Source organism: Streptomyces sp. NPDC044044 (assembly GCF_056434405.1).
On record NZ_JBWKFG010000004.1, the window covers coordinates 621462 to 647453 of the forward strand.

Here is a 25992-nt window from a genome sequence, read left to right on the forward strand (position 1 = left end):
GTTACGCGCGCGGCAGCCCGTAGGAGTCGGCGATCAACTCATAGGAGCGCAGCCGCACATCACCGCTGTGCGCGTTGGCCGTGATCATCAGCTCGTCGGCGCCGGTGCGCTTGGCGAGGTCGTCGAGGCCGGTGCGGACCTGGTCGGCGGTGCCGTAAATGACGTTGGAGTTCCAGCTGTTGACGAACTCCCGCTCCATGTCACTGAATTCGTACGCCTCGGCCTCTTCCGGAGTCGGGACGAGCCCCGGCTTCCCGGTGCGCAGCCGGACCATGTTCAGGGCGGCGGCAAGAACCTGCCGCCGGGCTTCCTTCTCGTCTTCGGTGGCCAGGGCGGACACACCGATGAGGGCGTACGGGGCGTCGAGGACGGCGGAGGGCTTGAACGACTCGCGGTAGAGGTCGAGCGCCGGGATCGTGTTCTGCGCGGAGAAGTGGTGCGCGAAGGCGAAGGGCAGACCGAGGACTCCGGCGAGGCGGGCGCTGAACCCGGAGGAGCCGAGCAGCCACAGGGGCGGGCGGTGCGGGGACTGGACGCCGCCGGGCGAGGTGGCCTGGATCGGGCCGGGGACGGCGTGGATACGGCTGTACGGGTGGCCGTCGGGAAAATCGTCATCGAGAAAACGTGTCAGCTCGGCGAGCTGCTGAGGGAAGTCGTCGGCGCCTTCGTTGAGGCGGTCCGTCCTGCGCAGGGCGGCGGCGGTCGCGCCGTCCGTGCCCGGCGCACGCCCGAGCCCCAGGTCGACACGGCCCGGAGCCATCGCCTCAAGCGTCCCGAACTGCTCCGCGATGACGAGAGGAGCATGATTCGGCAGCATGACGCCGCCGGAGCCCAGCCGGATGCGGTCGGTGTGGGCGGCGAGGTGGGCGAGGATGACCGCGGGTGAGGAGGAGGCCACTCCCGGCATGGAGTGGTGCTCGGCCACCCAGTAGCGGTGGTATCCGCGCCCTTCGGCCAGCTTGGCGATGTCCACGCTCTTCTTCAGGGCGTCGGTGGCGGTGCGCCCCGCGCCCACGGTCACCAGGTCCAGTACGGAGAGCGGGACCGGCGCGCTGCCGTGCCGCTCGCCGCGGATGTCGTCGCTCGGGTCCACTGTCACGGGGTGCTGCCTCCTGCTGCGCGGTGCTTGTGCGGTATTTCCTGCTCCGCAGGGCCAACAGGAGGGGCACTCCGCTTTATTCCCACCCACCCGCCTCCTCACCCCGTGCTTCCCGCAACCGCCCAAACCTCTCCCTCCCACCCGCCCGATCACCCCGCAAACACCCCACACGAACAAGCCTTTCCCACCCGCCCGATTGCCCCGCGGTGACAGGGGCGGGTGGGGGCGCTTTGACTGACCGGGGTGGGCGGGGTCGGAGTAGATGCGGGGTGGGGGTAGGGGCGGGCGGGGAATGCGAAGAGCAGCCGGGATGAGCGGGGGATCGCGAACAGCAGCGGGGGTGGGCGGGCGCACGTATGACAGCAGGGTTGGGCGGGCGCACGTACGACAGCAGGGTTGGGCGGGACCAGCAGCCGGGGCCGGAGACACGCACCACAGCGGGGCAGCAGTCGGGGTCGGTGCAGAGCACGTGCAACAGCGGCAGGAGGAGGTGGGGGCGATCCGCCCTCACGCGCCCGCAGTCGGCAGCGCTCCTGAGGGGACGGGCCGGTATGTCCGCCCGGAGCACGGTTCCCTGCGCTCCAGCAGCGAAGTAGCCCCACGGCCACCGGACGATAGCGAGGACGGACATACCGGCACGGCCCCGCCCACAAGGACGGACCAGCCCCGCAGCACGAGTGCACCCGCAGACGGCAGCACACCCGAGGGGACGGGCCGGTATGTCCGCCCGGAGCACGGCTCCCCGCGCTCCGGTGGCGAAGTAGCAACGCGGCCACCGGACGATAGCGAGGACGGACATACCGGCACGGCCCCGCCCACAAGACGGAGCAGCACCGCAGCAGCCCCCACGCACCCGCAGACGGCCCCTCCCCCAAGACGGAGCAGCACTGCAGCCCGCATCCACGACGCCCGCAGCCGCGCCCGCCCCCGCCCAGCCGCACCTACTCCCGAACCTGCACCACCGGCTCCTTCGTGAACAGCGCCCCCAGCGACGGCGCGTTCACGCGGCGGGCCGCCAGGCGTAGTGCCTCCCAGACCGTCACCTGGTTCGCCGTCAGGATCGGCTTGCCCAGGTCCCGCTCCAGGTCCTGGACGTACGCCGCCGTGTGCAGAGCCGTGTCAGGGAGCAGGATCGCCTCCGCGTCGGGGTGGTCGCCCGCGTGGGCCATGGCCCTGACCTCCTCCCAGCCCCACGTACCCACCTCCGCCGCCGTGATGATCCCGCTCCCCCGCGTCGACACGACCTCCGCGCCGGACGCCTTGAGGAACGAGGCGAAGAGGGAAGCGACGTCCTCCGGGTACGTCGCCGCCACAGCGACCCGCCCCGCGCCCACCTCACGTACCGCGTGAGCGAACGCGAAGGACGTACTGGACGCCGGCAGGCCCGCCGTCCGGGCCAGGGTGCGAACCTGGTCGTGCGCGCCCTCCCAGCCGAAGACGAAGCTCGCGCTGGTGCAGGCCCACACCACCGCCTCCGCCCCGGCCAGACGCAACTCCTCGACCCCGGCGGCGAGCCGTTTCGCCGATCCCATCTCCAGGAGCGCGTCGACCCGGTGCGCGTCCTCGCCGATGTCGGTGTGGACGACCTGCAGCCGGACGTCACTCCCCAGCATCTGCTCCATGCGCGGGTAGTCGTCCTCAGCCGAGTGACCCGGATAGAGGAAACCAAGTGCGGTCACTTCCAGCCTCCTTCAAGGCAGCGGTGGTGGTCCTTCGGGCAGGCCCTGGGGCGGATCGAGCGGTACCACACCGGGCAGCTCGCCCGGCCCGGTGACCGGGCCCGCGCCCGGCCTGGCACTCGGATTGATCAGCGCCTGGTAGGGCCCTACGGCATGGGTACCCAGACGGCGCAGGGCGGACCACATCGTCACCTGGTTCGCGGAGATCACCGGCATCCGCAGCTCGGCCTCCAGCTGCGGAATGACGTCGTACGTCGCGAGGTTGGTGCAGCTGATGAAGAGCGCGTCGGCCCCGCCGAGCACCGCCCGCCGCGCCATGTCCGCCACGTCCTTGTACGGCACCTTCCAGATGTGCCGGGTCAGGCCCAGATAGGCGCGACCGGTGACCGACACACCGGATTCGGCCAGATACTCCTCCAGCGACTGCGTCACCGACCAGGTGTAGGGCGTGACGAGCGCGATGCGCCGCGCGCCCAGATCTTCGAGCGCCTCGAGCAGCGCGCCCGACGTGGTGACGGCGGAGACCGCGCCTTCGCGGTGCATGGCCTCGCACATCGCGCGCTCGCCCGCGATGCCGCCGACGAAGCTGCCCGACGTACAGGCGTACGCCAGAACTTCGGGCTCGGCGGCGCTCAGCGCGCGCACCGCCTCGGCCAGCGTTTCGTGCTCGCTGACGAGTCGTGCCAGGTCAAGGCTTACCTCGACGGGCACGTACGGAGTCCGTGTCAGGTGAAGGGAGACCTCGTCCGGCACCCAGCGCCAGAGCTCTCGGTCGAGGGCGAAGTCAAAAGGAGCGACGACACCTACACCGCGTTGAGGGTGTGGTCCGCCGAGGAAAGAGACGTCCATGAGCAGGCCCCAAGTTCGTGCGTGCGTGCAATGGAGGGACCGGCCGGGGGCCGGGAGATGCGTAGCCGGCGACGCGCCGGGACGTCGGGACGGGGCAGAAGGCGCCAAGAAAGCGCTACAGAGAGTGCTACGGCCTCGTACGGAGAGTACTCAGTCGTGGGGTGCTTGTGATAGAGCACCTCTGTTGACGAAGGTAGTTTCAGGTGCGAGCGTGGTCAATCCGCGCATCTCAGACGGCTCTGGCCGACACGAATCTCAGGGAAGCGGACTCTCATTGCGAAACGGTTTCTCCTCGATGTCCGAATCAATGTCTGATCCAACGCCTGATCGGATGTCTGATCCGATGCCCGATACAACCGTTCTGGTCCTCGACGCCCCGTCCCCCGCCCCGCCGCCCCGCCTCGGCAGCCTCACGGGACGCGCCCGGATCCTGCACGCGGACGCGGACACCCTGGCGGCCCAACTCCCCCAGGCCGATGTGCTCCTGGTGTGGGACTTCCTCTCGGACGCGGTGCGCCTCGCCTGGCCCGGCGAGGGGCGAAGGCCCCGCTGGGTGCACACCGCGAGCGCGGGCGTCGACCGCCTCATGTGCCCCGAGCTCGCCGCCTCCGACACGCTGGTCACGAACGCCCGCGGCGTCTTCGACCAGCCCATCGCCGAGTACGTGGCCGCCCTCGTCCTCGCCATGGCCAAGGATCTGCCGCGCACCCTCCAGTTCCAGGGCGAGCGCACCTGGCAGCACCGCGAGACCCAGCGGGTCGCCCGCACGCGCGCGTGCGTCGTGGGTTCGGGGCCGATCGGGCACGCCATCGTGCGCATGCTGAAGGGGCTCGGGATCATCACGGCACTGGTGGGCCGCAGCGCCCGCCAGGGCGTCCACGGTCCCGACGAACTCGACCGGCTCATGGCGCGCGCCGACTGGGTGGTGTGCGCGGCGCCGCTCACGGACGACACGCGCGGCATGTTCGACGAGCGGCGCTTCGGGATGATGCAGCCCTCCGCGCGCTTCATCAACATCGGGCGCGGCGCGCTCGTCGTGGAGGACGCTCTCGCGGCCGCCCTGTCGAAGCGGTGGATCGCGGGCGCGGCGCTCGACGTCTTCGAGCACGAGCCGCTGCCCGCGGACAGCCCGCTGTGGACGGCGCCGGGGCTGATCGTCTCCCCGCACATGAGCGGCGACACGGTCGGCTGGCGCGACGAACTGGGCACCCAGTTCGTCGAGTTGTACGAGGAGTGGGCGGCCGGGAGGCCTCTGTCCAACGTGGTCGACAAGAAACGTGGGTATGTACCCGGGAATTGATCTACCCGGGCAGCGCTGATCACTCCCCGAGCCACTCCACCCCCTTGAGGCGAGCCACTTCCCTCCCCCCTGAGGAGCGTGCATGACCGAGCTCACGAATCTCACCGCGGTACAACTCGTCGACGCCTATCACAAGGGCGAATTCAGTCCGGTCGACGCGACACGGGCGGCCCTGCGCAGGGCCGAGGAAGTGCAGCCCGCGGTGAACGCCTTCGTGCGCATCGATGCCGACGAGGCCCTCGCGCAGGCCGAGTCGAGCGCCGAGCGGTGGCGGCGCGGTGAGCCGCGAGGGCTGCTCGACGGTGTCCCGGTCTCGGTCAAGGACATCCTGCTGCAGCGCGGCGGGCCGACGCTGCGGGGCTCGAAAACCGTTCGTGCGGCGGGGAGTTGGGAGGAGGACGCGCCGTCGGTGGCGCGCCTTCGCGAGCACGGCGCGGTGTTCATCGGCAAGACGACGACGCCCGAGTTCGGCTGGAAGGGCGTCACGGACAGCCCGCAGAGCGGGGTCACGCGCAATCCGTACGACCCTTCGCGCACCACGGGCGGCTCCAGCGGCGGCAGCGCGGCCGCCGTGGCGCTGGGCGCGGCGCCCGTCTCCCTCGGCACGGACGGCGGCGGCTCGGTGCGGATCCCGGGCTCCTTCTGCGGGATCTTCGCGCTGAAGCCGACGTACGGACGGGTGCCGATCTATCCCGCGTCCGCGTTCGGCACGCTGGCGCACGTCGGTCCGATGACACGGGACGCGGCGGACGCGGCGCTCCTGATGGACGTCATCAGCGGCCCCGACTGGCGCGACTGGTCACAGCTCGGCCCGGTGGCGGGCAGCTTCCGCGCGGGTATCGAAGGCGGCGTACGCGGTCTGCGCATCGCCTACTCACCCTCGCTCGGCGGTCAGGTCGCGGTGCGGCCCGCGGTCGCCGCCGCGGTGCGGCAGGCGGTGGAGTCCCTTGCCGCGCAGGGTGCGTACGTGGAGGAGACCGACCCGGACTTCACGGATCCGGTGGAGGCGTTCCACACGCTGTGGTTCAGCGGCGCGGCCCGGGTGATCCAACACCTGCCGCCCGACCGGCGGGAGTTGCTCGACCCGGGGCTGCGGGAGATCTGTGCGCAGGGCGCCCGGTCCAGCGCGCTCGACTACCTTGCCGCAGTTGACGTACGCATGGAGCTCGGCCGTCGCATGGGCCGCTTCCACCAGACGTACGACCTCCTGATCACACCGACGTTGCCGATCACCGCGTTCGAGGCGGGAGCGGAGGTACCGAAAGGTTCCGGCCATCGCCGGTGGACGGGGTGGACGCCGTTCACGTACCCCTTCAACATGACGCAGCAGCCGGCCGCGACCGTCCCCTGCGGGGTGGACCGGGAGGGGCTGCCCATCGGTGTGCAGATCGTGGCGGCGCGACACGCCGACGCGCTCGTCCTGCGGGCCGCGCACGCGCTGTACGAAGCGGGCGGCGCGAGGATCGCGCCGCCCGCCACTGACTGAACCCGCGCGGACCCGCGGGCGGGACCTACGCTCTGCGGAAATTCAGCGTCTCGCCCTGCGCACCCGCGCGCCACAGGTCGTTGCAGGCCTCGGCCATCTGGTCGAGGCCTTCGACCACCTGGCCCCAGACGATGCCGGGAACCCAGCCGACGTCTCCGTTGAGCAGCAGGTTGTTGCGCTCGTAGAAGAGGGCGAGGTCCACGACCGTGGCGCCCGCCTTGACGTCCGCGGCCGGTTCGTACCCATAGGCCTGCGTGCCCAGCTGCGTCCCGTTGAAGGAGAAATAGCAGAGGTCGCCGGGAATGGGGGTGACTGTCGGATTCTCCAGAGGCGGCTCGCGGTCCGCGAAAGCCGGAAAGAGGGCGTAGATCTCATTGCGGGCGTACTTCGCGTGATAGACGTCCTCGCTGAGCGGAAGCGCCTCCCACACCGCCGCGCAGGTCAACGGGGCCCGGTCGTCGAGCAGCTTTGCCGTGCACTGAACTCCCCGCTTGGCGAGGGAGACTTCGATGAATCGGTCTGCCATGTGTCCCATGCTCCTCCCTGGGTCAAGACCACAACGATTGCATCAGGGGCTGAAATTGGCCCGCATATCTTGCGTCGAGTCGGGTAGCCGCGCGCCCATGGCTCCACCACTTTGGAACGACCCAGAGAGCAATGAGACAGAGAGCGCCCGTGCCCACGGCACGGGACCGAGTGCGGTGCCCCGGAACACCGGGGTCCGCCGACGATCACTCCTGTTCGGCGCGGCCGCGGTAGGTGCGGTGGGCGCGCTCGGCGCCGCGGGCTGCAGCAAGGTCCCCACGGGGGACACGCTGGCGCGCCTGAAGTCGCAGGGGACCGTACGGCTTGGGATCGCGGGAGAGGCGCCGTACGGATACATCGACGAGGACGGGGCGTTCACCGGCGAGGCGGTGAAGCTCGCGAAAACGATCTTCGAGCGCCTGGGTGTCCCCAAGGTGCAGCCTGTGGCGACCGAGTTCGGCTCGCTCATCCCTGGCCTGAACACGCAGCAGTTCGATGTGGTCTCGGCCGGGATGTACATCAACAAGGACCGCTGTCAGCAGGTCATCTTCTCCGACCCCGAGTACCAGATGCTGGACTCCTTCATCGTCCGCAAGGGCAACCCGAAGAAGCTCTTCAACTACCAGGACGCCTTCAAGGCGAAGGCGAAGATGGGCACGGGACCCGCGTACGCGGAGATCGACTACGGGATCGCCGCGGGCTACAAGCGGGGGGACATCTCGATCTTCCCGGACCCGGTCGCGGGCATGAACGCCGTCGAGTCCGGCCGCATCGACTTCTTCGCGGGCACCGCCCTGACCGGCCGTGAAGTGGTCCGCAAGAGCACGAAGGCGGAGGCCACCGACGCCTTCGCCCCCATCGTCGACGGCGAGAAGCAGATCGACGGCGGCGGCTTCACCTTCCGGCCCACCGACACGAAGCTGCGCGACGCCTTCAACGTGGAGATCCACAAGATGAAGAAGAGCGGCGAGCTCTTCCGCATCCTGAAGCCGTTCGGCTTCACCAAGGACGAGATGACCACGCTGACCGCAGAGGAGCTGTGCAAATGACAGCGGGACTGTGGGAACACTGGGTTCTGCCCGGCATCTGGATCACCATCCAGCTGACGATCTACAGCGCGGCCCTCGCGGCCGCCGTCGCCTTCGGCATCGGCATGGCCCGTACCCACCGGTCGCGCACCGTGCGCTTCCTGGCCGGGTTCTACACCGAGGTCTTCCGCGGCACCTCTTCGCTGGTGCTGATGTTCTGGATCTTCTTCGTCCTGCCGCAGCTCATCGGCTGGGCCCTGGTCCCGATGTGGGCGGCCGTGCTCGCCCTCGGACTCTCCTACGGCGCGTACGGCGCCGAGATCGTGCGTGGCTCGCTCAATTCGGTGACACCGGCACAGCGCGAGGCGGGGGTCGCGTTGAGCTTCAGCCCGTGGCAGCGGATGCGGCTGATCCTGTTGCCGCAGGCCATCCCGGAGATGATCCCGCCGTTCTCGAACCTGCTGGTCGAGCTCCTCAAGGGCACCGCCCTGGTCTCGCTGCTCGGCATCGGCGACGTGTCCTTCGCCGCGAACCTGGTGCGCCTCGCGACCACGGAGAGCGCCGAGATCTACACGATCACCCTGGTCATCTACTTCGTGATCGCGTTCCTGCTGACCCGCGGGATGCGTTCGCTGGAGCGTAAGACCAAGGCCGGGATCGGACAGAGCCCCGAGCCGCGCGGCGGCCTGATGGGCAAGCTCAACTTCCGCCAGCAGCTGGCGACTTCTCAGATCCCGAAGAGCTCAGGGGGCGGTGGCGCGTGAACAACGGAACCGACAAGTGGGACTGGGGTGCGGTCTCCGACTTCATGCCGCACTTCTGGGACGGTGTCCTGGTCACCCTGCAGGTGCTCGCACTCGGCTCGCTGATCTCGTTCTCGCTCGGCCTGGTGTGGGCGCTCCTGTTCCGCGCGCCGAGCCGTTTCGTGCGCTGGCCGGTCGGCATCGTCACCGAGTTCATCCGCAACACCCCGCTGCTCGTGCAGCTGTTCTTCTTCTTCTTCGTGCTGCCGGACTGGGGCATCCAGTTCTCCGCGCTGACGACCGGCACCATCGCGATCGGCCTGCACTACTCGACGTACACCGCGCAGGTCTACCGCGCGGGCATCGAGGCCGTGCCCGAGGGGCAGTGGGAGGCGGCCACGGCGCTGAGCCTGCCCTACCGCCACACGTGGACCGCGGTGATCCTGCCGCAGGCCATCCGGCGTGTGATCCCCGCGCTGGGCAACTACGTCATCGCGATGCTGAAGGACACCCCTCTGCTCGCCAGCATCGGCGTCCTCGAACTGCTGCAGCGCTCGCGCCTCCAGGCGGCGGAGACGTTCCAGTACACCGAGGCCCTGACCGTCGTCGGTATCGCCTTCATCGTCATCGCCTACCCGTCCTCCCTCCTCCTCCGAGCTCTGGAGCGTCGTCTTGTCGTCTGAAAGCACCCCCAAGGAAACGACCAATCCGGCGGTGGACGGCAGCGAGCTGATCCGCTTCGACAAGGTCACCAAGAGGTTCGGCTCGAACACCGTTCTGGACGAGCTCGACTTCTCCGTGGACTCGGGCAAGCACGTCACGCTGATCGGCCCGTCGGGATCCGGCAAGACCACGATCCTGCGGCTGCTCATGACTCTGATGAAGCCCGAGGAGGGCACCATCAAGGTCGGCGGGCGCTACCTCACGCACGAGGAGAAGAACGGCAAGCTCGTGCCGGCGGGCGAGAAGTACATCCGCGAGGTCCGCAAGAACATCGGGATGGTGTTCCAGCAGTTCAACCTCTTCCCGAACATGAAGGTCCTGCGCAACATCACGGAGGCCCCGGTCACCGTCCTCGGCCTGTCCAAGGACGAGGCCGAGCAGCGGGCCCGCGAGCTGCTCGAACTGGTCGGTCTCACCGAGCACATCGACAAGTACCCCAACCAGCTCTCCGGCGGCCAGCAGCAGCGCGTCGCCATCGCACGCGCCCTCGCCATGCGCCCGCAGGTGCTGCTCCTTGACGAGGTCACGTCCGCGCTCGACCCCGAGCTGGTGGCGGGCGTCCTCGACGTCCTGCGGGACATCGCGCACACCACGGACATCACGATGCTCTGCGTGACCCACGAGATGAACTTCGCCCGTGACATCTCGGACCAGGTCCTGATGTTCGACTCGGGCCGGGTCATCGAGTCCGGGACCCCGGAGAAGATCTTCACCGAGCCGGAACACGAGCGGACCCGGGAGTTCCTCAGCGCGGTCCTGTGACCGCGCACCGCAATCAGCCAGGCCATGGCCTTGGGTGGTGACACTGGCATATGCCAGGGTGGCGCGTTCCTGCTGACAGGGCCGGGGCGCGCCACCAATCTCGTCAACAGCAGCTCCATATGGGGCCCTTGGCGGCTATCGTGGGACGAGCCCAGCTGTCCGGAACCGTTCCACGCAGGGGGAAGCCGTGGCGCTGAAGCATGAGCCGACCACGCCGCAGCACTCGGTACAGAGCGCCCTGCGGGTGCTCGAAATCGTCGCCAGGCACAACACCGGTGTGACCGAAGCCGAGCTCGCCCGGCAGATCAAACTGACCGCCCCCCAGCTGGCCGCCCTGCTGCGCATGCTGCGCCGCGAGGCATACATCGAGCAGATCGCCGACGGCGCGTACGTCACCGGCGAATCCCTCGCCCGCCTCGGCTCGGCCCAGCGCCGCGACCAGACGCTGCGGGACAAGCTCAAGGTGACGCTCGACGGGCTGCGCGACTCGATCGGCGCGGCCGTCTACATCAGCCGGTACGAAGACGGCGAAATCAAGATCACCGACTGCGCGGACGGCCCCCGCACCCCGAAGGTCAACGAGTGGGTGGACTTCCGCTCCTCCGCGCACGCCAGCGCGGTCGGCAAGAGCCTGCTGACCCAGCTCGACCTGAACGGCCGCAGGGACCACCTCTCCCGCCACAAGATGGCCCGCCTCACCTCGCGGACGATCACGAACGAGCGGGTCCTCCTGAGCCACCTCGCGGCCCAGCCCGCCACGGTCCCGGTCCTCGACCTCCAGGAGTACGCCGTGGGCACGGTCTGCGCCGCCGTCCCCATCACCGCGGGCTCCGCGGTGGGCTGCCTCGCACTGTCCCTGCCGGTGGAGCACGCGCACCGGCTGCGGGAAGCGGCCGAGACGCTCAATCGCGGGGCGGCGCCGGTGCTGCTCTCGCTGGCGATCTAGGGCGGTCCTGAGCACCCTCCGGGACCAGGTATTATTTTTGAGTCAGCAGGCGCCGCTAGCTCAGTTGGTTAGAGCAGCTGACTCTTAATCAGCGGGTCCGGGGTTCGAGTCCCTGGCGGCGCACTAGCGATTAGGTCGCTGACCTGGGGCTTCTCGGTTTTCCGAGAAGCCCTTTCGCGTTTCCCGGAAGCCTGCGGAAGCCGCGTAATCCTTCGGAAACCCGCGGCAGCCGCGGAAACCTGCGGAAAACCCCACCCTGACCGACGGCAACCCGCATACCGCCGCCGCCCCACGGTTTCTAGCGTTGCTGAGGAAGCCCGGCGGCTGTGCCGCAGCCGCCGCCCCGCCAGCTTGGAGACACCGCATGGACCTCGTGACCCTCGCCCTGCCCCAGGAACCCGCGGGCGGCATAGCGGGCTGGGCGGCCGACCTCGTGGACACCATGGGCGGCCCGGGAGCCGGTCTCGCCATCGCCCTGGAGAACCTCTTCCCTCCGCTGCCCAGCGAGGTGATCCTGCCGCTGACCGGCTTCGCCGCCGGGCAGGGCGTGATCAGCCTGGCGTCCGCGCTGTTCTGGACCACGCTCGGCTCGGTGGTCGGCGCCGCCGTCCTGTACTGGATCGGCGTGCTGTTCGGCCGTGAGCGCATGCACGCCATCTGGGCCAAGCTGCCGCTGGTCAAGGGCTCCGACCTGGAGCGCACCGAGCGATGGTTCGCCAAGCACGGCACCAAGGCCGTCCTCATCGGCCGCATGGTGCCGATCTTCCGCAGCCTCATCTCGGTCCCGGCCGGTGTGGAGCGCATGCCGCTGCCGGTCTTCCTGTCCCTGACCACCCTCGGCAGCCTGGTCTGGAACTCGGTCCTCGTGATGGCGGGGTACTGGCTGGGCGACCAGTGGGACGCCGTGGAGACCTACGTCGGATTCCTGTCCAAGGCCGTCCTCGTCCTGGTCCTCGTCGCCACCGCCCTCTACGTGATCAGGCGCGTCCGGTCCAGGAGGCGGTCGGGCGATCTTGCCCCGTCAGGGCGGCATCGCTAGTGTCGGCAGGCGTGGAGGGGGACCCAGCGGTGAAGCCGGCACAGCGCCTCCTCAGGGTCACCGGCGTGCTGCTCAGCTGCTTCACCGCCCTCCTGGGCCTGCTGTACTTCATCCTGGCCGGCGCCCTGCTCGGCGCCTTCCTGCTGTGGCCGCGCACCCGCGGCCGGGCCCACGCCCTGCTCGCCTCGGGGGCCCGCAGGCTCACCGCCCTCGAACGCGCGAGGCGCTCGGTCTTCTTCCACGACAGGTTCCCGGAGCACCACGCCTCCGACCAGCAGGTGCTGCGCTACCTCGCGGCCCGTACGTACGCCGGGCTGCTGTGCAGCATCGTGGTCGGGCTGCTCCTCTTCGGGGTCGTCCTGGCCGGGCTGCTCGCCGCGGGCGTCGCACGGTCCACGCTGACCTGGCGGGAGCTGCTGACCCAGGTGGTGCTCGGCGGCGTCCTGCTCTTCCTCGACGTGCAGGGCCTGCGCTCGCTGGCCGCCCTGGACACACGCCTGGCCCGCGCGTGCTTCGGGCCCTCCGAGCGTGAGCTCCTCGAGCGGCGCATCGACGAACTGGCCGCAAGCCGCGCCGCGGTGGTCCAGGCGGTGGACGCGGAGCGGCGGCGCGTCGAGCGCGATCTGCACGACGGCGTCCAGCAGCGGCTCGTGGCGCTGGCCATGCTGCTCGGCCGTGCCCGCCGCGGCAAGACGCCGGAACAGTCGGACGCCCTCCTGGAGCAGGCGCACAAGGAGTCCCGGGAAGTCCTCACCGAACTGCGTGAAGTGGCCTGGCGCGTCTATCCGTCGGCTCTGGACAACCTCGGTCTGCAGGAGGCGCTCGGCGGGGTCCGCGAGCGGTGCGGCATCCCGATGAGGATCGAGTACGACGTTCCCGAGCCGCTGCCCGCGGCCATCGAGACGGCCGCCTACTTCGTCGTGTCCGAGGCCGTGACCAACGCGGCCAAGCACGCGTCCGCCGATGACATCTTCGTCAGCGTCACGGCGTACGACACGTTCCTCGCCGTCCTGGTCCGCGACAGCGGCATCGGCGGCGCCGACCCGGCGGGCAGCGGTCTGACCGGACTGCACGTCCGGGTGGCCGCGCTCGACGGCAGACTGGACGTCCACAGCCCCTCCGGGGGTCCCACCACCATCACCGCGGAGCTGCCGTGCGCGTCATTCTCGCCGAGGACTCGACCCTGCTGCGAGAAGGGCTGATCCGGCTGCTCGCCGAGGAGGGGCACGAGGTCGTCGCCGGGGTGGGTGACGCCGTATCGCTGCTGCGTGAGGTGGAGGCGCAGACACCGGACATCGTGGTCACCGACATCCGGATGCCACCGACCCACAGCGACGAGGGGCTGCGCGCCGCGGTGGAGATCCGCGAGCGCTGGCCCGGGGTCGGCGTGCTCGTGCTCTCCCAGCACGTGGAGAGCAACTACGCGGCGCAGCTGCTCACTTCGAGCGTCGAGCGGGTCGGCTATCTCCTCAAGGACCGTGTCGCGCAGGTCGACGAGTTCCTCGACTCACTGGAGCGGATCCACGCGGGCGGGGCCGCCATCGACCCTGAAATCGTACGGCAGTTGGTCATCCGCACCACGCACACCGACCCGCTCTCCCGCCTCACGCCCCGCGAGCGCAGCGTCATCGAGGTGCTTGCGCAGGGCCACACCAACGCGGCCATCGCGCAGAAGCTGCACATCTCGCTGAGCTCGGTCGAGAAGAACCTCAACGCGATCTTCGACAAGCTCGACCTCTCGCGCACCACCGGCTACAGCCGCCGGGTGCTCGCGGTGCTGCGGTACCTGGAGTCCTGACGGCGACAGGCTCCGGCACCGAGCCGCCGGACCGCCGGACCGCCCGCTGTCTCAACACCAGTCTCAGTACGCGCAGTTCGCGCCACGGCAGCACACGGCTTCGCCCCGCACATATCCCCCGCACCGGTGAGGACAGCGCCGTCGGGCCGCCGCGATACTGGCACGGCCTCCTGCCCCGAGGAGCCCGCCGATGCAACGTCCCTTCCTCGCCCTGTCCCGGTTGCGCACCACCCGCACCACCCACCCCTACGTCGTGGACACCGCGCTCGCCGCCCTGGTGCTCTTCGCCGTCTCGCTCCAGTTCCTCTTCCCCGACGAGGGCGGCGACCCGCTGAGCGCGGCCGGGTTCGTCCTCGGCGCCGGGACCGCGGCGCCGCTGATCTGGCGGCGCCGCGCGCCCTTCGGCTGTGCCGCCGTGATCGCCGTCTTCACGCCCGCCATGGCGCTCTACCACCGGCCGCCGCCCGACGTCTGCATCGGCGGCATGGTCGCCCTCTACACCGTGGCCGCCCTGAGCACGCCGCTGAAACGGCGCGTCATGCTCGCCGGGTGGTTGACGGGGGCCGCCGTCACCATGGCCTTCAAGGAACACTCCGAGCCGTACGAGTACCCCTTCCACCTGCTCAGCCTCATCAGCGCGTACGCCCTGGGTGCCTTCGCCCGCGTGCAGCGCGCGTACACCGCGGCCCTGGAGGACCGGGCGCGGCGCCTGGAGCGGGAGCGCGCCACCGAGACGGCGCGTGCGGTCGGCCAGGAGCGGTCCAGGATCGCCCGCGACATGCACGACATCCTCGCCCACGCGGTGAGCCTGATGGTGGTCCAGGCCGAGGCGGGGCCCGTGGTCGTCCGCAGTGATCCGGACCGTGCGGTGGGGGCGTTCGAAGCGATCGCCGGCGCGGGGCGCGACGCGATGGTGCAGTTGCGGCGGATCCTGGGCGTCCTGAGAGAGCCGTCGGCGCCGGACGCCGGACGGGTCCCGCAGCCGACGCTCGCGGCGCTCCCGGAGCTGGCCTCACTGGTCGAACAGACGGGCCTGCGCGTGGAGTTGACGGAAGAGGGAGCCCCCCGTCCGCTCCCGCCCGACGTCGAGGTGGCCGCGTACCGCATCGTCCAGGAGGCGCTGACCAACTGCGTCAAGCACGCGGGAGCGGCCACGGCGACCATTCAACTGACCTGGTACGCAGATGAGTTGAGGCTGCGGATCCAGGACGACGGAGCCGGGCTCTCCCCCGCACAGGGCGCGGGGCACGGCCTGGTCGGCATCCAGGAGCGCGCCGCCGCCTGCGGTGGCACCGCCGAGGCCGGGAACGGACCCGATGGTGGATTCCGTGTCGCCGTACGGCTGCCCACGGCATTCTTGGGGGATGAGCATCCGGGTGGCGGTCGCCGACGATCAGGAGCTGGTACGCAGCGGCTTCTCCATGATCCTTGAGGCACAGCCCGACATCGAGGTGGTGGCGGAGGCGGGTGACGGCGCCGAGGCGGTGGCGGCGGTGCGCCTGCACGCCCCGGACGTCATCCTGCTTGACATCCGCATGCCGGGGATGGACGGCATCGAGGCGGCCCGCCAGGTGTGCGCGCAGTCCAGCTGCCGGGTCGTCATGCTGACCACCTTCGACCTCGACGAGTACGTGTACGAGGCGCTGTACGCGGGAGCGAGCGGCTTCCTGCTCAAGGACGTCCGCAGGGACGACCTGGTGCACGCGGTGCGGGTCGTGGCGGCCGGGGACTCCCTGCTCGCGCCCACGGTGACGCGCCGCCTGGTGGCGGACGTGGTCCGGCGCCGCCGCACGGAGTCCGACGCGCCCGCCGTGTCGCCCGCCGAACGCCTCGCGGTGCTCACCGCCCGTGAGGAGGAGACGCTGCGGCTGCTGGCCCGGGGGCTTTCGAACGCGGAGATCGCGGCGTCGTTCGTGGTCAGTGACCACACCGTGAAGACCCATGTCAGCAACGTCCTGTCGAAGCTGGGGCTACGGGACCGGGTGCAGGCGGTGATCTGCGCGTACGAGACGGGGCTCGTGGTTCCGGGGGGCTAGGGCCTCTGCGCCGTACGAGACGGGGCTCGTGGTTCCGGGGGACTAGAGCCTCTGCGCCGTACGAGACGGGGCTCGTGGTTCCGGGGAGCTAAGGCCGCACCGACCTGGCGTCGTCTCCCCCGCCCGGCGGAGACCTACCCCGCACGGGGGAGGCGGCAAGACCGCCCGCCACGGCGATCCGCCGCACGCGGCGGAGGGCGAATCTGAGGGCGACCCGGCCCCCGTCCATGGAGGAGGCAGAGCCATGTTGGCCGCCCTCGCCCGCACAGCGACCCGACGCCCCCGAACCGTCGTCCTCATCTGGCTTCTTCTCCTCGTCCTGGGTCTCGGCTTCGGCACCCGGGTCTTCGGCGACCTGACCTCGTCCGTCGAGGACGTCCCCGGCAGCGAGTCCGTCGTCACCGAGGAACGCCTGGCCGAACTGACCCGGGACGGCGAGGACTTCAGCGCCGTCGTGTCGGGTCCGACCGTCGAATCCCCACAGGTCCGCGCGCAGGTGGGCGACGCCGTGGCCGACGTACGCAGGCAGCCGGGCATCGCCCAGGTGCCCGATCCGTACACCACCCGAGGCCTGGTCGCCCAGGACGGCAAGGCCCTGCTCGTCCCCGTCGTCCTCAAGGGCGGCCTCGACGACGACGCCGAGGAGGAGGCCGTCGGCGACGCGGCCGACCGCCTGCGTGAGATCACCGCCGGTGACGTGGCGGTGAGCGGCGGTCCGCTGCTCGGCGAGCAGATGGGCGGCAGGGCTCAAGAGGACGTAGCACAGGCCGAGTTGATCACCCTGCCCGCCGTGCTGATCGTCCTCCTGCTCATCTTCGGCGGGCTGCGGGCCGCCGGGCTCCCCCTCCTGGTCACCGTGAGCGGCGTGGCCGGTGCCTTCCTGACCCTCTACGGCTTCAGCCAGTTCACCGAGATCTCCGTCTACGCCGTCCAGATCGTCACCATGCTCGGCCTCGGTCTCGCCGTCGACTACGCGCTCCTGATGGTGATCCGCTTCCGCGAGGAGCGAGGGAAGACGCAGGAGCGGGGGAAGACGCGGGACGTGGCGCAGGCCGTGCACGCGACCGTCGCCCACGCGGGACGCACCGTCCTCTTCTCCGGCCTGACGGTGGCCATCAGCCTGTCGGGGCTCGTCTGGTTCCCCAGCCCGTTCCTGCGCAGCATGGGCCTTGCGGCCGGTGCGGTGGTCGTCGTCGACATGCTGGCGGCGCTGACACTCCTTCCGGCGCTGCTCGCCCTGTTCGGCGGCAAGATCGCACCCTCGGGAGCGAAGTCCCCTACGCGGAAGGGAATGTGGCGTCGAGGAAGGGCGGCCAGTGGCGCACCCGCCCCCGAACCCGGCGCCTTCTTCGCCCGCCTCGCCCTGTTCTCCGCCCGGCGCCCCCTGGCCGTGGCGGGCACCGCCGTCGCCGTGCTCACCTTCCTCGCGCTGCCCGCCTTCGGGATGCGCATCAACATCGGGGACGCCCGGCAGCTCCCGCACGACACCGAGGCGCGGCAGCTGTACGACTCCGTGCGCGAGCACTATCCGGCGGGGACGGACACCGACCCGGTCCAGGTGCTCATCGGGCCCGGCGCCGAACCCGACTGCGAGGACAGGATCCGGGCCCTGCCCGGGATCAGGTCGGCCGACAGCGAGCGGCTCTCCGACGGCACGGTCCTGCTCGAACTGACGCCGACCGGTTCCGTCGACGGCCCCACCGCCACCCGGCTCGTGGAGCAGGTGCGCGACCTGCGCGGCGACGAGCCCGTCCGGGTCACCGGCAACGCCGCGAGCCTCGTCGACTTCCGTTCGATGCTCGCCGAGCGCGCGCCCTGGGCCGTACTCACCGTCCTGGTCGCCCTGTTCGCCCTGCTCTTCGCCTTCACCGGCTCACTGCTGCTCCCGCTGCGTACGCTCGCCACCACCCTGCTCAGCCTGGGCGCCTCGCTCGGCGTCGTGGTGTGGGTGTTCCAGGACGGGCATGCCGCCGGGCTGCTCGGCGGTGAGGGACTCGGTGCGCTGAGCCTGACCGCGCCGCCGCTGATCATCGCGATCGCGTTCGGACTCGCCATGGACTACGAGCTGTTCATCCTGTCCCGGATGCGGGAGGCGTGGCTGGAGACCGGCGACCACCGGGCCGCCACCGTCGAAGGGCTGCGCCGCTCGGGCCGTGTCGTCAGCTGTGCGGCGCTGCTGCTCGCGATCGTCTTCGGCGGCTTCATGACCGGTGGTTTCTCACCGATCCTGCAGATCGGGCTCGGTCTGACGCTCGCGGTGCTCATCGACGCGACCGTGGTCCGGATGTTCCTCGTCCCGGCGACGATGACGCTGCTCGGCCGCCGTGCCTGGTGGGCGCCGGCGCCGCTGCGGAGGATCCATCAGCGGTACGGGCTGCGCGAGGCGCCGTCCGCCGCTCCCGTGCCGGTCAGGCAAGCACCACCCAGTCCATGAGCAGCGCGGCCACCAGGCCGACGGCGAGGAGATAGCTGCCGAGCCGGGTCCGTCCCCGCCTGCTGAGCTCGATCACCAGGCCGCAGAGGACGAGCAGCAGCCCGTACACCCCCACGACCAGGACGGACGACCGGCTCGCCAGGCGTACGGCGAGCACTACGGCCGCCGCGGCCATCAGCACCGAGGCCGCGGCGATCCGTATGCGCCGGGCCTGGCGTGGCGTGAGGCCTGCCCGTATCTGGTCTGACGTGCTCATGGTTCAGGATCGTAATCGACAGACCGGTGGCCAGTGCACGCTTTCCGGGCTGTTCGGGCTGTCCGGGCTGTTCGGACTGCGCGGACTCTGTGGACTGTGCGGTCCGTCCGGACTCAGGCCCGCAGGTACGCCAGTACGGCGAGCACCCTGCGGTGGGTGCCGTCCGCAGGCGGCAGGTCGAGCTTTCCCAGGATGTTGCCGATGTGCTTGCCCACCGCGGCCTCGCTGACGACGAGTTCGGCGGCGATCGACGCGTTCGACCTGCCCTCGGCCACCAGGCCGAGCACCTCGCGCTCGCGCGGCGTGAGCTGTTCGAGGGGGTCGCGGCGGCGCCTGAGCAACTGCCGTACGACTTCCGGGTCCACGACCGTGCCGCCCGCCGCCACCTGTGTCACCGCGTCGGCGAACTGCTCGACCTGGCCCACCCGGTCCTTGAGCAGATAGCCGACGCCGGTGCCTTCGCCGGTGTCCAGGAGCTCGGCGGCGTACGAACGCTGCACGTACTGGCTGAGCACGAGGACCGGGAGCGCGGGCCGTTCGGCACGCAGGGCGAGGGCGGCGCGCAGGCCTTCGTCCTGGAAGGTGGGCGGCATGCGTACGTCGGTGAGGACGAGGTCCGGTTCATGCTCATCGACGGCGGCGCGCAGCCCCTCCGCGTCACCGAGCGCGGCGGGCACCTCGTGGCCGAAGCGGGTGAGCAGGCCGACGAGCCCTTCGCGGAGCAGCACGCTGTCCTCGGCGACGACGATCCTCAGTCGGTGGTGAGGGCTTGGGAGTGCTGGGATCGGCACGGGATCTCCACGGACAGGACGGTCGGACCGCCCGGCGGGCTGGCGACCGTCAGTGTGCCATCGAGCACCGCGATGCGGTCCGCCAGGCCGGTGAGGCCGGTGCCGCGGGCAGGATCGGCGCCGCCCTTGCCGTTGTCGCGCACGTCGATGCGGAGGGTTTCGTGCTCATGGCGGGCGGTGATGTGCGCGCGGGGGGCTTCGCTGTGGCGGGCGATGTTGGTGAGGGCCTCGCGGATGGTGAAGTACCCGGCGGATTCGACGGGTTCGGGGAGGCGGGGCAGGCCGTCCAGGTCGGTGTCGACGGGAATCGGGGAGCGTTCGGCCGCGTCCTCGACGGCGGCGGCGAGACCGTAGTCGACCAGGACCTGGGGGTGGATGCCCCGGATGAGCTCGCGCAGTTCGGTCAGCACGTTCCCGGCCTCGTCGTGGGCGGTGGCGAGCTGGGCGGCGAGGGGGCTGCCGGGGGTGACGTCGAGCCGGGCGAGGCCCAGGGTCATGGTCAGCGCGACCAGGCGCTGCTGGGCCCCGTCGTGCAGGTCACGCTCGATCCGCCGCCGTTCGGCTTCGAAGGCGTCGACCAGGCGGGCCCGGGAGCGGGTCACTTCTGCCAGCTGGGTGGTCAGCTCGGCCTCGCGCGGGGCGAGGAGGAGGCGGGCGAGGGCGGCTCGGGCGGTGGCGTAGGCGCCGAGGGGATAGAGGAGCGGGGCGAGCAGGGCCACGCCGATGAGGGCGGTGGCGAAGGCGTGCGGATAGTCGCTGACGAGCCAGAGCTTGGCGGCGCGGATCTCGCCTCCGTCTAGGGCGAGTTGGGCCGGGGCGCCGATGAGGAGGGCGGGGGCGCCGAGGGTGCAGGTGAGCACGAGGAGGTCGAGGGGCCACAGGACGAGGGCGAGGAGCACGGTGTACGCGAGCTCGCGCCAGGTGGCCTGCTCCTTGACGCGCAGCGTGAACCAGGCGGGGATGCCGGGGACTTCGGGGGTCCGGTGGGGGGTGGGAGCGGGGGGTGCGGGGTCGATGAGGGTGAGGCGGCGGCGTTCGAGGGCGGCGACGGGGATGCCGGCGAAGGCGAGAAGACCGAGGAGGGGAATCCCGACGAGTACGACGACGAGCACCCCGCCGAGGACGGCTACGGCCAGCCCACCCACGAGAACGAACACGCCGAGCAGCACACCCCCGACGAGGTACGCCACAGCCCTGCCGGGCGCACTGCTCCCCAGATAGCCACGCCGCCCCAACGCCACTCTTACGCTCTCCCTGGCCATGGGGCCACGGTATGCGGGGGGGGCGGGGCGGGGCCGTGCCCGGGAAAGGCCTGTTCGGCACGGGTCGGACGCGGGGCAATCGGGCGGGCGGGCGGGAAAGGCCTGTTCGGCACAGGTCGGACGCGGGGTGAACGGGCGGGTGGGCGGGAGAGGCCCGTTCGACACGGGTCGGACGCGGGGTTACGGGCGGGCAGGTGGGAGAGGTCCATGCGGCCCCGGCAGCAACCCCTCCCGGGACTGGGCACGGTACTGGCCCAGCAGCACGGACTCATCCGCCGGGGTGAACCGGCGGTACGCCCCCGCCCCGGGATCAGGACGCCACCACACAGGATCCCCGCAGCGAAACCCCTCCCCACGCAAGGCGGCCCGCGCCACCTTGTTCGTCGCCGTCACCGGCATCTCCCGAGCCACCCGCACAAAGCGGGGCGCCATCTTCGTACCCAAGTCCGGCTGCGACAGCAGGAATTCAGCGAAGGCCAGCGGGGAGAACGCCACCCCCGCCCGCGGACACACCGCGGCCATCACCTGATCCCCCGCCACCGGATCCGGCACCGCGTACACCGCAACCGCCGCCACCCCCTCCCACCGCGCGAGAATGCCCTCGATCATCGCCGCCGCCAGGTTCTCGCTGTCCACCCGGAGCCGGTCGTCCGTGCGCCCCGCGAAGTAGAGAAACCCCTCCCCGTCCCGGTAGAAGAGATCCCCCGTCCAGTACCACCCGTCCCGGAGCCGCGCCGCATCCGCCTCCGCGTTGCGCCAGTACCCCTCGAAGGGCGTCCGGCCCTTGTTCACCAACTCCCCTATCGCCTCGTCCCCGTTCAGCAGCCTGCCGTCCGCCGCGAAGACGGCGGGCGGGCACTCCTTCCTCGTGACGGGGTCCACCACCGCCAGCTCGTCCCCCGGCGCCCCGCGCCCGATCGCCCCGTCCGGCGTCCCCGCCGTCCGCTGGATCGCCGCGCCGCCCTCCGAAGAGCCGTACCCCTCGACGAGCCGCACCCCGAACCGCTTCTCGAAGCGCGCCGCGTCGACCGCCCCGGCCTCCGTGCCGAATCCCATCCGCAGGGGGTTATCCGTGTCGTCGGCCCCCTCAGGCGTCGCCAGGATGTACTGCACCGCCCGGCCCACGTACGTGAAGTACGTCGCCCCGTAAGCCCGTACGTCGTCCAGGAACGCCGAGGCCGAGAACCTGCGCCGCAGCGCCACCCCCGCCCCGCCCGCCAGCGCGGGCGCCCAGTCCGCGATCACCGCGTTGCCGTGGAACATGGGCATGCAGATGTAGTGGACGCCCTCAGGACCGAGCCGGAAGTGGCTCACGAGGGACTGGCCCGCCGCCGCGAGGCGGCCCTGGCTGCAGATCGCGGCCTTGGGCGCCCCCGTCGAACCGGAGGTGAAGTAGAGCAGCATGCGGCTCGCCGGTGTCGCCGTCCCCGATATCTCCGGGCGCGCTTGCGCGTAGGGCGCGAGCAGCTCGGCGTACGCGGCCGTATCCGTCACCAGGATCCGCACGCCCGGGAGCGGGAGGCCGTCCAGGAGCGGGAGGTGCGCCCGCTCCGTGATGAGGACCCCGCAGTCCGTGTGCACGATGTCGCGGGCCAGTTCCGCACCCCGGCGCGTGGGGTTGATGCCCGCCACCGCGGCGCCCGCGAGCGCCGCCGCACTCAGCCACAGCGGGTACTCGGGGGTGTTGTCGAGCAGGACGCCGACGTGCGGCTCGGCCCCTCTCGGCAGCAGGTCGGCGAGGAGCGCCGCCCTCGCCGCCGCGCCCGCCGCGACCTGGTGGTGGGTGAGTTCCTGGTGCTCGAAGCGCAGCCCGGGGCGGTGGTCGCCCCAGCGGGCCTGCACGAGTTCCGCGACGGTACTCCCGGTGGACTCCATGGCCGCGCACCATAATTGATGGGCCGTCAGATTTGGAGAGTGACTACGGAAGGTCCGACCCGAACAGGTCGTTCGCCGACACCGTGAAGCAGACGCAGAAGGCGAGCATGACGGCGAGGAAGCAGAGCAGGCCGATCGTGCTCGCCGCGTTCCTGACGTGACTCGGCGCGTGCGCCGTCGCCCTATCGGGACGGTCGGCCGCGTAGTGCACGGTGACGAAGTCGCCCTCGATGGTCGTCGCGGGGCCGTTCTCCTCCTCGAACCTGACGGGGATGCCCGCGGATGGCGTGAACTCGTAGACATGGTGCAGCGTCGTGGTGGTGTGGCTGCTGTCGCTGTGGCGCCTCGTCGTGGTGTACGTACGCAGGCAGCGCGCCTCCGCCGTCAGGCCGCTCGCCCACGCCCGCCTCAGCTCCAGGGCGCGCCTGACCACCTTGACCGCCATCACGATCACCACCGCGGCGATGAACACGGGCACCGCGACGAACATGAGCTCCATGACTGTCCCCCGATGGTCGGTGTTGCCGGGCGTTGCCGGGCATGGCCGTTCCGCGCACGCCGTCCCGGTCGTGGACGGCGTGCGCAGAACCTACCCGCGGGGAGTGCCGTGGAGCCTCAAGCCCTGCTCAGAACTTGACGTGCTCAGAACTTGACGGACGTGCTCAGAACTTGACGTCGGAGCAGGCGTAGAACGCGTTCGCCGTGTCGTGGACCGTCCACACCGCGACGATCACGTGGTGTCCGCTCCTGCCACCGGGAATCGCCCCGGAGTGCGAGAGCGTGGCGGGCGGCTGCTGCCCGTTGTAGGGGACGTTGAGGAACGGGGTGGTCTCGAGGGCGGCCCGGGTCACCGGCTTGCTCTCGTCCCAGCCCTGCTTGGTGATGTAGTACTTGAAGTCGGTGGTGCGGTGGCGCGCCGTGAACTGCCAGCGGAAGGTGTAGTTCTGACCGGCACTCACACTGGTCGTCGGCCAGGCACCGCCGCCCGGCGCCTTCGGCTGGTTGAGCGTGTCGAAGCCGCTGACGCCCGCCGAGCAGATCTTGCCGTCGGCCGGACCGGAGGCGGGGAAGCCCTTCGGACCCTCGACGCTCTGGGGTTCGTACTGGATGGAACCGCAGCCGCTCACCGTGCCGTTGGCACAGTTGATCTGGCGGCTTGCAGGCAGGTCGGTGTAGCCGTGACTGCTCGCTCCACCGGACGAGAGCGCGAGGGCCCCGAACGTGGTGGCGCCGAGCATGGCTGCGTACATCTTCTTGTTTCGCATGCTGCCGCTCCAGGGGAAACGTGGGGGTTCCGTGAACCGTGCGCGCGCCTGCGGCACTGCGGGTGCAGTGAGAGCAGTGGGTGCAGCGAGTGCTGCGGTCTAGACCAAGCCCAGATTATGGGCGGTAGTTGAACATGTCCATACCAATAGTGGAGACGATCCGATCGCACCTCCGACGCGACCTCTCCACGAGGTCACCGTTGGGACCGTCGTTCGTCGCCACCCACTCGGCCGCCCCGTCGGCCGACCGGCCGCCCGCCAACTGGCGCTGGACGAGCCGAAGTTGACGTACCTCCGCAGGTGCATCCACGTACCAGCACTCCCCCATGAGCCGCCGCGCGTCGCGCCAGCCGGGCAGATCGCAGGCCAGGTAGTTCCCCTCGGTGACGACGAGACGGGCGCTCGGCGGCACGCGGTGCCGGGCGGCCACCGGCTCGTGGAGGGTGCGGTCGTAATCGGGTACGTAGATGTCGTGCCCGGTGTCCTGGAGCACCCGGGTGAGCAGCGCGACGTATCCACGGACGTCGAAGCTCGGCTCCGAACCCTTGCGGGAGGTGAGGGAGAGGCGCTCCAGCTGGTCGTTCGAGAGGTGGAAACCGTCGAGCGGCAGATACGCGGCGCCCTCGCCGATCTCCGCCACCAGCGCCCGCGCGAACGTCGACTTGCCCGCGCCGGGCGGCCCCGCGATCCCCAGGAGGGTGCGGGGCCGGTCCGCGGTCAGCTTCCAGGCGTCCCGGGCGAGGGCCGCGAGGGTGGGGGTGTCGTGGTCGTCGGTGTGGTCGGCGGTGTGGTCAGCGGTCTCCATGCCCCGTATAGAACGCCACCGTCAGGTCCTTGACCAAGGCCTTGCGCTCGTAGTCGTCGAGCTCGACCAGGCCGCGGGTGGTCAGCCGGGTCACCGTGTCCTCGACGGAGTCCACCACCGAGGTGAGCACGCTGTCGCGGTGCCGTGCGTCGAGGGCCGCGACCCGGCGCAGGCGCATGGTGTCGGCGATCTCGGGGGCGTACTCGATCCGGGTCGGCTGGGCCGAGAAGATCTCGATGCCGACCGGCTCGGCCTCCACCGCGAGCATCCGGGTCAGCGCGTCGCCGACGGCATCCGCGTCGCGCAGGGTCGGGGTGTCGTCGTGGAAGGCGTCGGCGGGCAGCCGGGACAGGACGCGGGCCGTCGCCGCCTCGACGCACTCGCGCAGGTACTCCTGGTGGTCGGCGACGCCGAGCGTCGCACGCGCCGCGTCCTTGACCCGCCAGACGACGAGGACGACGACCCGCAGCGCGACCCCGCTCCGGTCCACCGCGGGCATCGGCTCGCTGCGCCAGTGCCGCAGGCGTACGTCGACACGGCGGCGCAGGAGGAGCGGGTTGACCCACATCAGTCCGGTGCGGCGGACGCTGCCGCGGTACCGCCCGAAGAGCGTGAGCACCCACGCCGTGCCGACCCGGCCCCGGGCAAGCCCCCCGAACCCGAACAGCGCGAGCGCGCCCGACCCGGCGAGCGAGGCCCACTGCGCGAGGCCGAGCCCGGCGTTCGCGTCGTACGCGTCGGACCAGGGCAGCCCCGCCGCCTGCGCCACCGGCTCGGGCAGCACCCCGGCCCACCACAGCGCGGCGGCGCACCCGGCGACACCCGCTGCCCCGCCGAGCACCCCGACCGCACCGGGCAGCACGGACGCGGGCCGCTCACCCAGAGACGGGTCGACCTCCGGCAGGGGACGGGCCACCGGCGGCGCGGGCCGCCGGGCGGTGCGCGGCTGCTCCCCCGTGCCCTGCCTGCGCCGCACCACGGCGGGCGGCAGCGACACTCCGGGCTCACCGGGGTCGTCACGGAAGAGCAGGTGGATGGGGATCTCGGTGGTGGCCTCGCTGTGGATCAGGCGCGGCGGGCGGGCGGCCGTCGAGTCCGGGGCGCCGGCGACCTGCGGTTCCTCGGGCTGGGGGGTCTGTGACCGTGATGCCGCTGTCGCACTCATCCTTGCCTCCGCCTCATACGTGCCTCGATCTCATCCGTAACCCGGTCACATCCGTGCCCTGGTCTCACTCGCGCCCCAGTCACACCAGCAACCCGGTCACATCTGCGCCCCGACCTCACTCGTGCC

The 25992-nt window shown here is 70.8% G+C and carries 25 protein-coding genes and 1 tRNA gene; 14 read left to right on the forward strand and 12 right to left on the reverse strand.

Annotated features, from left to right (window positions below; all coding sequences use genetic code 11):
* Window position 1: 1 nt before the first annotated feature.
* The 3 genes from AC07AG_RS18385 to AC07AG_RS18395 form a co-directional block, all read right to left on the reverse strand.
* Entirely contained in the window at window positions 2-1099 is a 1098-nt protein-coding gene (locus tag AC07AG_RS18385; RefSeq protein ID WP_478756093.1) for an LLM class flavin-dependent oxidoreductase, read from the reverse strand.
* 941 nt (window positions 1100-2040) lie between these two features.
* Window positions 2041-2778, reverse strand: a complete 738-nt coding sequence (locus tag AC07AG_RS18390; RefSeq protein ID WP_478756094.1) for a maleate cis-trans isomerase family protein — start codon at window positions 2776-2778, stop codon at window positions 2041-2043.
* 12 nt (window positions 2779-2790) lie between these two features.
* Entirely contained in the window at window positions 2791-3627 is an 837-nt protein-coding gene (locus AC07AG_RS18395; RefSeq protein WP_478756095.1) for a maleate cis-trans isomerase family protein, read from the reverse strand.
* A gap of 343 nt (window positions 3628-3970) precedes the next feature.
* Here AC07AG_RS18395 and AC07AG_RS18400 point away from each other — a divergent pair, with 343 nt between their 5' ends.
* Both AC07AG_RS18400 and AC07AG_RS18405 read left to right on the forward strand, forming a co-directional pair.
* Entirely contained in the window at window positions 3971-4927 is a 957-nt protein-coding gene (locus AC07AG_RS18400) for a D-2-hydroxyacid dehydrogenase (RefSeq protein ID WP_478756096.1), read from the forward strand.
* An 82-nt stretch (window positions 4928-5009) separates the two neighbouring features.
* Entirely contained in the window at window positions 5010-6413 is a 1404-nt protein-coding gene (locus AC07AG_RS18405; RefSeq protein ID WP_478756097.1) for an amidase, read from the forward strand.
* Between the two features lie 25 nt (window positions 6414-6438).
* On the opposite strand, the gene AC07AG_RS18410 is transcribed toward AC07AG_RS18405, so the two are convergent.
* A complete protein-coding gene (locus AC07AG_RS18410; RefSeq protein WP_249589757.1) occupies window positions 6439-6939 on the reverse strand; it encodes a DUF3830 family protein in 501 nt (166 codons plus the stop codon).
* A 97-nt stretch (window positions 6940-7036) separates the two neighbouring features.
* Between AC07AG_RS18410 and ehuB the strand changes: the two genes are divergently transcribed.
* From ehuB to AC07AG_RS18470, 12 genes are all read left to right on the forward strand, one after another.
* Entirely contained in the window at window positions 7037-7987 is a 951-nt protein-coding gene (gene ehuB / locus AC07AG_RS18415) for an ectoine/hydroxyectoine ABC transporter substrate-binding protein EhuB (RefSeq protein ID WP_478756098.1), read from the forward strand.
* A complete protein-coding gene (gene ehuC / locus AC07AG_RS18420; RefSeq protein ID WP_478756099.1) occupies window positions 7984-8730 on the forward strand; it encodes an ectoine/hydroxyectoine ABC transporter permease subunit EhuC in 747 nt (248 codons plus the stop codon). Before ehuB ends, ehuC begins: the two co-directional genes overlap by 4 nt.
* A gap of 44 nt (window positions 8731-8774) precedes the next feature.
* Window positions 8775-9392 (forward strand): ectoine/hydroxyectoine ABC transporter permease subunit EhuD, encoded by a 618-nt coding sequence (ehuD, locus tag AC07AG_RS18425; RefSeq protein WP_249593012.1) that lies wholly within the window; start codon window positions 8775-8777, stop codon window positions 9390-9392.
* 31 nt (window positions 9393-9423) lie between these two features.
* A complete protein-coding gene (gene ehuA / locus AC07AG_RS18430) occupies window positions 9424-10194 on the forward strand; it encodes an ectoine/hydroxyectoine ABC transporter ATP-binding protein EhuA (RefSeq protein ID WP_478756316.1) in 771 nt (256 codons plus the stop codon).
* A 187-nt stretch (window positions 10195-10381) separates the two neighbouring features.
* Window positions 10382-11140 (forward strand): IclR family transcriptional regulator, encoded by a 759-nt coding sequence (locus AC07AG_RS18435; RefSeq protein ID WP_478756100.1) that lies wholly within the window; start codon window positions 10382-10384, stop codon window positions 11138-11140.
* A gap of 49 nt (window positions 11141-11189) precedes the next feature.
* Window positions 11190-11263 (forward strand) — tRNA-Lys (locus AC07AG_RS18440).
* Window positions 11264-11504: 241 nt separating this feature from the next.
* Complete coding sequence (locus AC07AG_RS18445) at window positions 11505-12179, forward strand: DedA family protein (RefSeq protein ID WP_478756101.1); 675 nt, start codon at window positions 11505-11507, stop codon at window positions 12177-12179.
* Window positions 12180-12208: 29 nt separating this feature from the next.
* Window positions 12209-13381, forward strand: coding sequence for a sensor histidine kinase (locus AC07AG_RS18450; RefSeq protein ID WP_478756102.1), 1173 nt, complete (start codon window positions 12209-12211; stop codon window positions 13379-13381).
* The gene (locus AC07AG_RS18455; protein ID WP_478756103.1) at window positions 13333-13977 is read left to right on the forward strand and encodes a response regulator transcription factor; all 645 of its coding nucleotides are present in this window, start codon (window positions 13333-13335) and stop codon (window positions 13975-13977) included. The genes AC07AG_RS18450 and AC07AG_RS18455 overlap by 49 nt, the downstream gene beginning before the upstream one ends.
* Window positions 13978-14167: 190 nt before the next feature.
* Window positions 14168-15409, forward strand: coding sequence for a sensor histidine kinase (locus AC07AG_RS18460; RefSeq protein ID WP_478756104.1), 1242 nt, complete (start codon window positions 14168-14170; stop codon window positions 15407-15409).
* A complete protein-coding gene (locus AC07AG_RS18465) occupies window positions 15342-16013 on the forward strand; it encodes a response regulator (RefSeq protein WP_478756105.1) in 672 nt (223 codons plus the stop codon). The genes AC07AG_RS18460 and AC07AG_RS18465 overlap by 68 nt, the downstream gene beginning before the upstream one ends.
* Before the next feature lie 244 nt (window positions 16014-16257).
* The gene (locus AC07AG_RS18470; protein ID WP_478756106.1) at window positions 16258-18447 is read left to right on the forward strand and encodes an MMPL family transporter; all 2190 of its coding nucleotides are present in this window, start codon (window positions 16258-16260) and stop codon (window positions 18445-18447) included.
* Here the strand turns inward: AC07AG_RS18470 and AC07AG_RS18475 are convergent.
* The 8 genes from AC07AG_RS18475 to AC07AG_RS18510 all read right to left on the reverse strand — a co-directional run bounded on the left by AC07AG_RS18475 (window position 18422) and on the right by AC07AG_RS18510 (window position 25866).
* Window positions 18422-18703 carry a hypothetical protein gene (locus AC07AG_RS18475; protein WP_361047002.1) on the reverse strand — a complete coding sequence of 94 codons (282 nt, stop codon included), beginning with the start codon at window positions 18701-18703 and terminating at the stop codon, window positions 18422-18424. The genes AC07AG_RS18470 and AC07AG_RS18475 overlap by 26 nt on opposite strands.
* Window positions 18704-18816: 113 nt before the next feature.
* Entirely contained in the window at window positions 18817-19494 is a 678-nt protein-coding gene (locus AC07AG_RS18480; protein ID WP_478756107.1) for a response regulator, read from the reverse strand.
* The gene (locus AC07AG_RS18485) at window positions 19455-20756 is read right to left on the reverse strand and encodes a sensor histidine kinase (protein ID WP_478756108.1); all 1302 of its coding nucleotides are present in this window, start codon (window positions 20754-20756) and stop codon (window positions 19455-19457) included. Before AC07AG_RS18485 ends, AC07AG_RS18480 begins: the two co-directional genes overlap by 40 nt.
* A 180-nt stretch (window positions 20757-20936) precedes the next feature.
* Complete coding sequence (locus AC07AG_RS18490) at window positions 20937-22631, reverse strand: AMP-binding protein (protein WP_478756109.1); 1695 nt, start codon at window positions 22629-22631, stop codon at window positions 20937-20939.
* A gap of 43 nt (window positions 22632-22674) precedes the next feature.
* Window positions 22675-23130, reverse strand: coding sequence for a hypothetical protein (locus AC07AG_RS18495; protein ID WP_478756110.1), 456 nt, complete (start codon window positions 23128-23130; stop codon window positions 22675-22677).
* Between the two features lie 163 nt (window positions 23131-23293).
* Window positions 23294-23896 (reverse strand): lytic polysaccharide monooxygenase auxiliary activity family 9 protein, encoded by a 603-nt coding sequence (locus AC07AG_RS18500; protein WP_478756111.1) that lies wholly within the window; start codon window positions 23894-23896, stop codon window positions 23294-23296.
* 115 nt (window positions 23897-24011) lie between these two features.
* Window positions 24012-24701, reverse strand: a complete 690-nt coding sequence (locus tag AC07AG_RS18505; protein WP_478756112.1) for a nucleoside/nucleotide kinase family protein — start codon at window positions 24699-24701, stop codon at window positions 24012-24014.
* Window positions 24688-25866 carry an SPFH domain-containing protein gene (locus tag AC07AG_RS18510; RefSeq protein WP_478756113.1) on the reverse strand — a complete coding sequence of 393 codons (1179 nt, stop codon included), beginning with the start codon at window positions 25864-25866 and terminating at the stop codon, window positions 24688-24690. Before AC07AG_RS18510 ends, AC07AG_RS18505 begins: the two co-directional genes overlap by 14 nt.
* Between the last annotated feature and the right edge of the window lie 126 nt (window positions 25867-25992).

Excerpts from the sequence above, each read along its gene's own strand:
- AC07AG_RS18395 (WP_478756095.1), bottom strand. The coding sequence starts at position 3,627 with ATGGACGTCTCTTTCCTCGGCGGACCACACCCTCAACGCGGTGTAGGT.
- AC07AG_RS18400 (WP_478756096.1), top strand. The coding sequence starts at position 3,971 with ATGCCCGATACAACCGTTCTGGTCCTCGACGCCCCGTCCCCCGCCCCG.
- AC07AG_RS18405 (WP_478756097.1), top strand. The coding sequence starts at position 5,010 with ATGACCGAGCTCACGAATCTCACCGCGGTACAACTCGTCGACGCCTAT.
- AC07AG_RS18410 (WP_249589757.1), bottom strand. The coding sequence starts at position 6,939 with ATGGCAGACCGATTCATCGAAGTCTCCCTCGCCAAGCGGGGAGTTCAG.
- ehuB (WP_478756098.1), top strand. The coding sequence starts at position 7,037 with ATGGCTCCACCACTTTGGAACGACCCAGAGAGCAATGAGACAGAGAGC.
- ehuC (WP_478756099.1), top strand. The coding sequence starts at position 7,984 with ATGACAGCGGGACTGTGGGAACACTGGGTTCTGCCCGGCATCTGGATC.
- ehuD (WP_249593012.1), top strand. The coding sequence starts at position 8,775 with ATGCCGCACTTCTGGGACGGTGTCCTGGTCACCCTGCAGGTGCTCGCA.
- AC07AG_RS18445 (WP_478756101.1), top strand. The coding sequence starts at position 11,505 with ATGGACCTCGTGACCCTCGCCCTGCCCCAGGAACCCGCGGGCGGCATA.
- AC07AG_RS18460 (WP_478756104.1), top strand. The coding sequence starts at position 14,168 with ATGCAACGTCCCTTCCTCGCCCTGTCCCGGTTGCGCACCACCCGCACC.
- AC07AG_RS18465 (WP_478756105.1), top strand. The coding sequence starts at position 15,342 with ATGAGCATCCGGGTGGCGGTCGCCGACGATCAGGAGCTGGTACGCAGC.
- AC07AG_RS18470 (WP_478756106.1), top strand. The coding sequence starts at position 16,258 with ATGTTGGCCGCCCTCGCCCGCACAGCGACCCGACGCCCCCGAACCGTC.
- AC07AG_RS18475 (WP_361047002.1), bottom strand. The coding sequence starts at position 18,703 with ATGAGCACGTCAGACCAGATACGGGCAGGCCTCACGCCACGCCAGGCC.
- AC07AG_RS18485 (WP_478756108.1), bottom strand. The coding sequence starts at position 20,756 with ATGGCCAGGGAGAGCGTAAGAGTGGCGTTGGGGCGGCGTGGCTATCTG.
- AC07AG_RS18490 (WP_478756109.1), bottom strand. The coding sequence starts at position 22,631 with ATGGAGTCCACCGGGAGTACCGTCGCGGAACTCGTGCAGGCCCGCTGG.
- AC07AG_RS18495 (WP_478756110.1), bottom strand. The coding sequence starts at position 23,130 with ATGGAGCTCATGTTCGTCGCGGTGCCCGTGTTCATCGCCGCGGTGGTG.
- AC07AG_RS18500 (WP_478756111.1), bottom strand. The coding sequence starts at position 23,896 with ATGCGAAACAAGAAGATGTACGCAGCCATGCTCGGCGCCACCACGTTC.
- AC07AG_RS18505 (WP_478756112.1), bottom strand. The coding sequence starts at position 24,701 with ATGGAGACCGCTGACCACACCGCCGACCACACCGACGACCACGACACC.
- AC07AG_RS18510 (WP_478756113.1), bottom strand. The coding sequence starts at position 25,866 with ATGAGTGCGACAGCGGCATCACGGTCACAGACCCCCCAGCCCGAGGAA.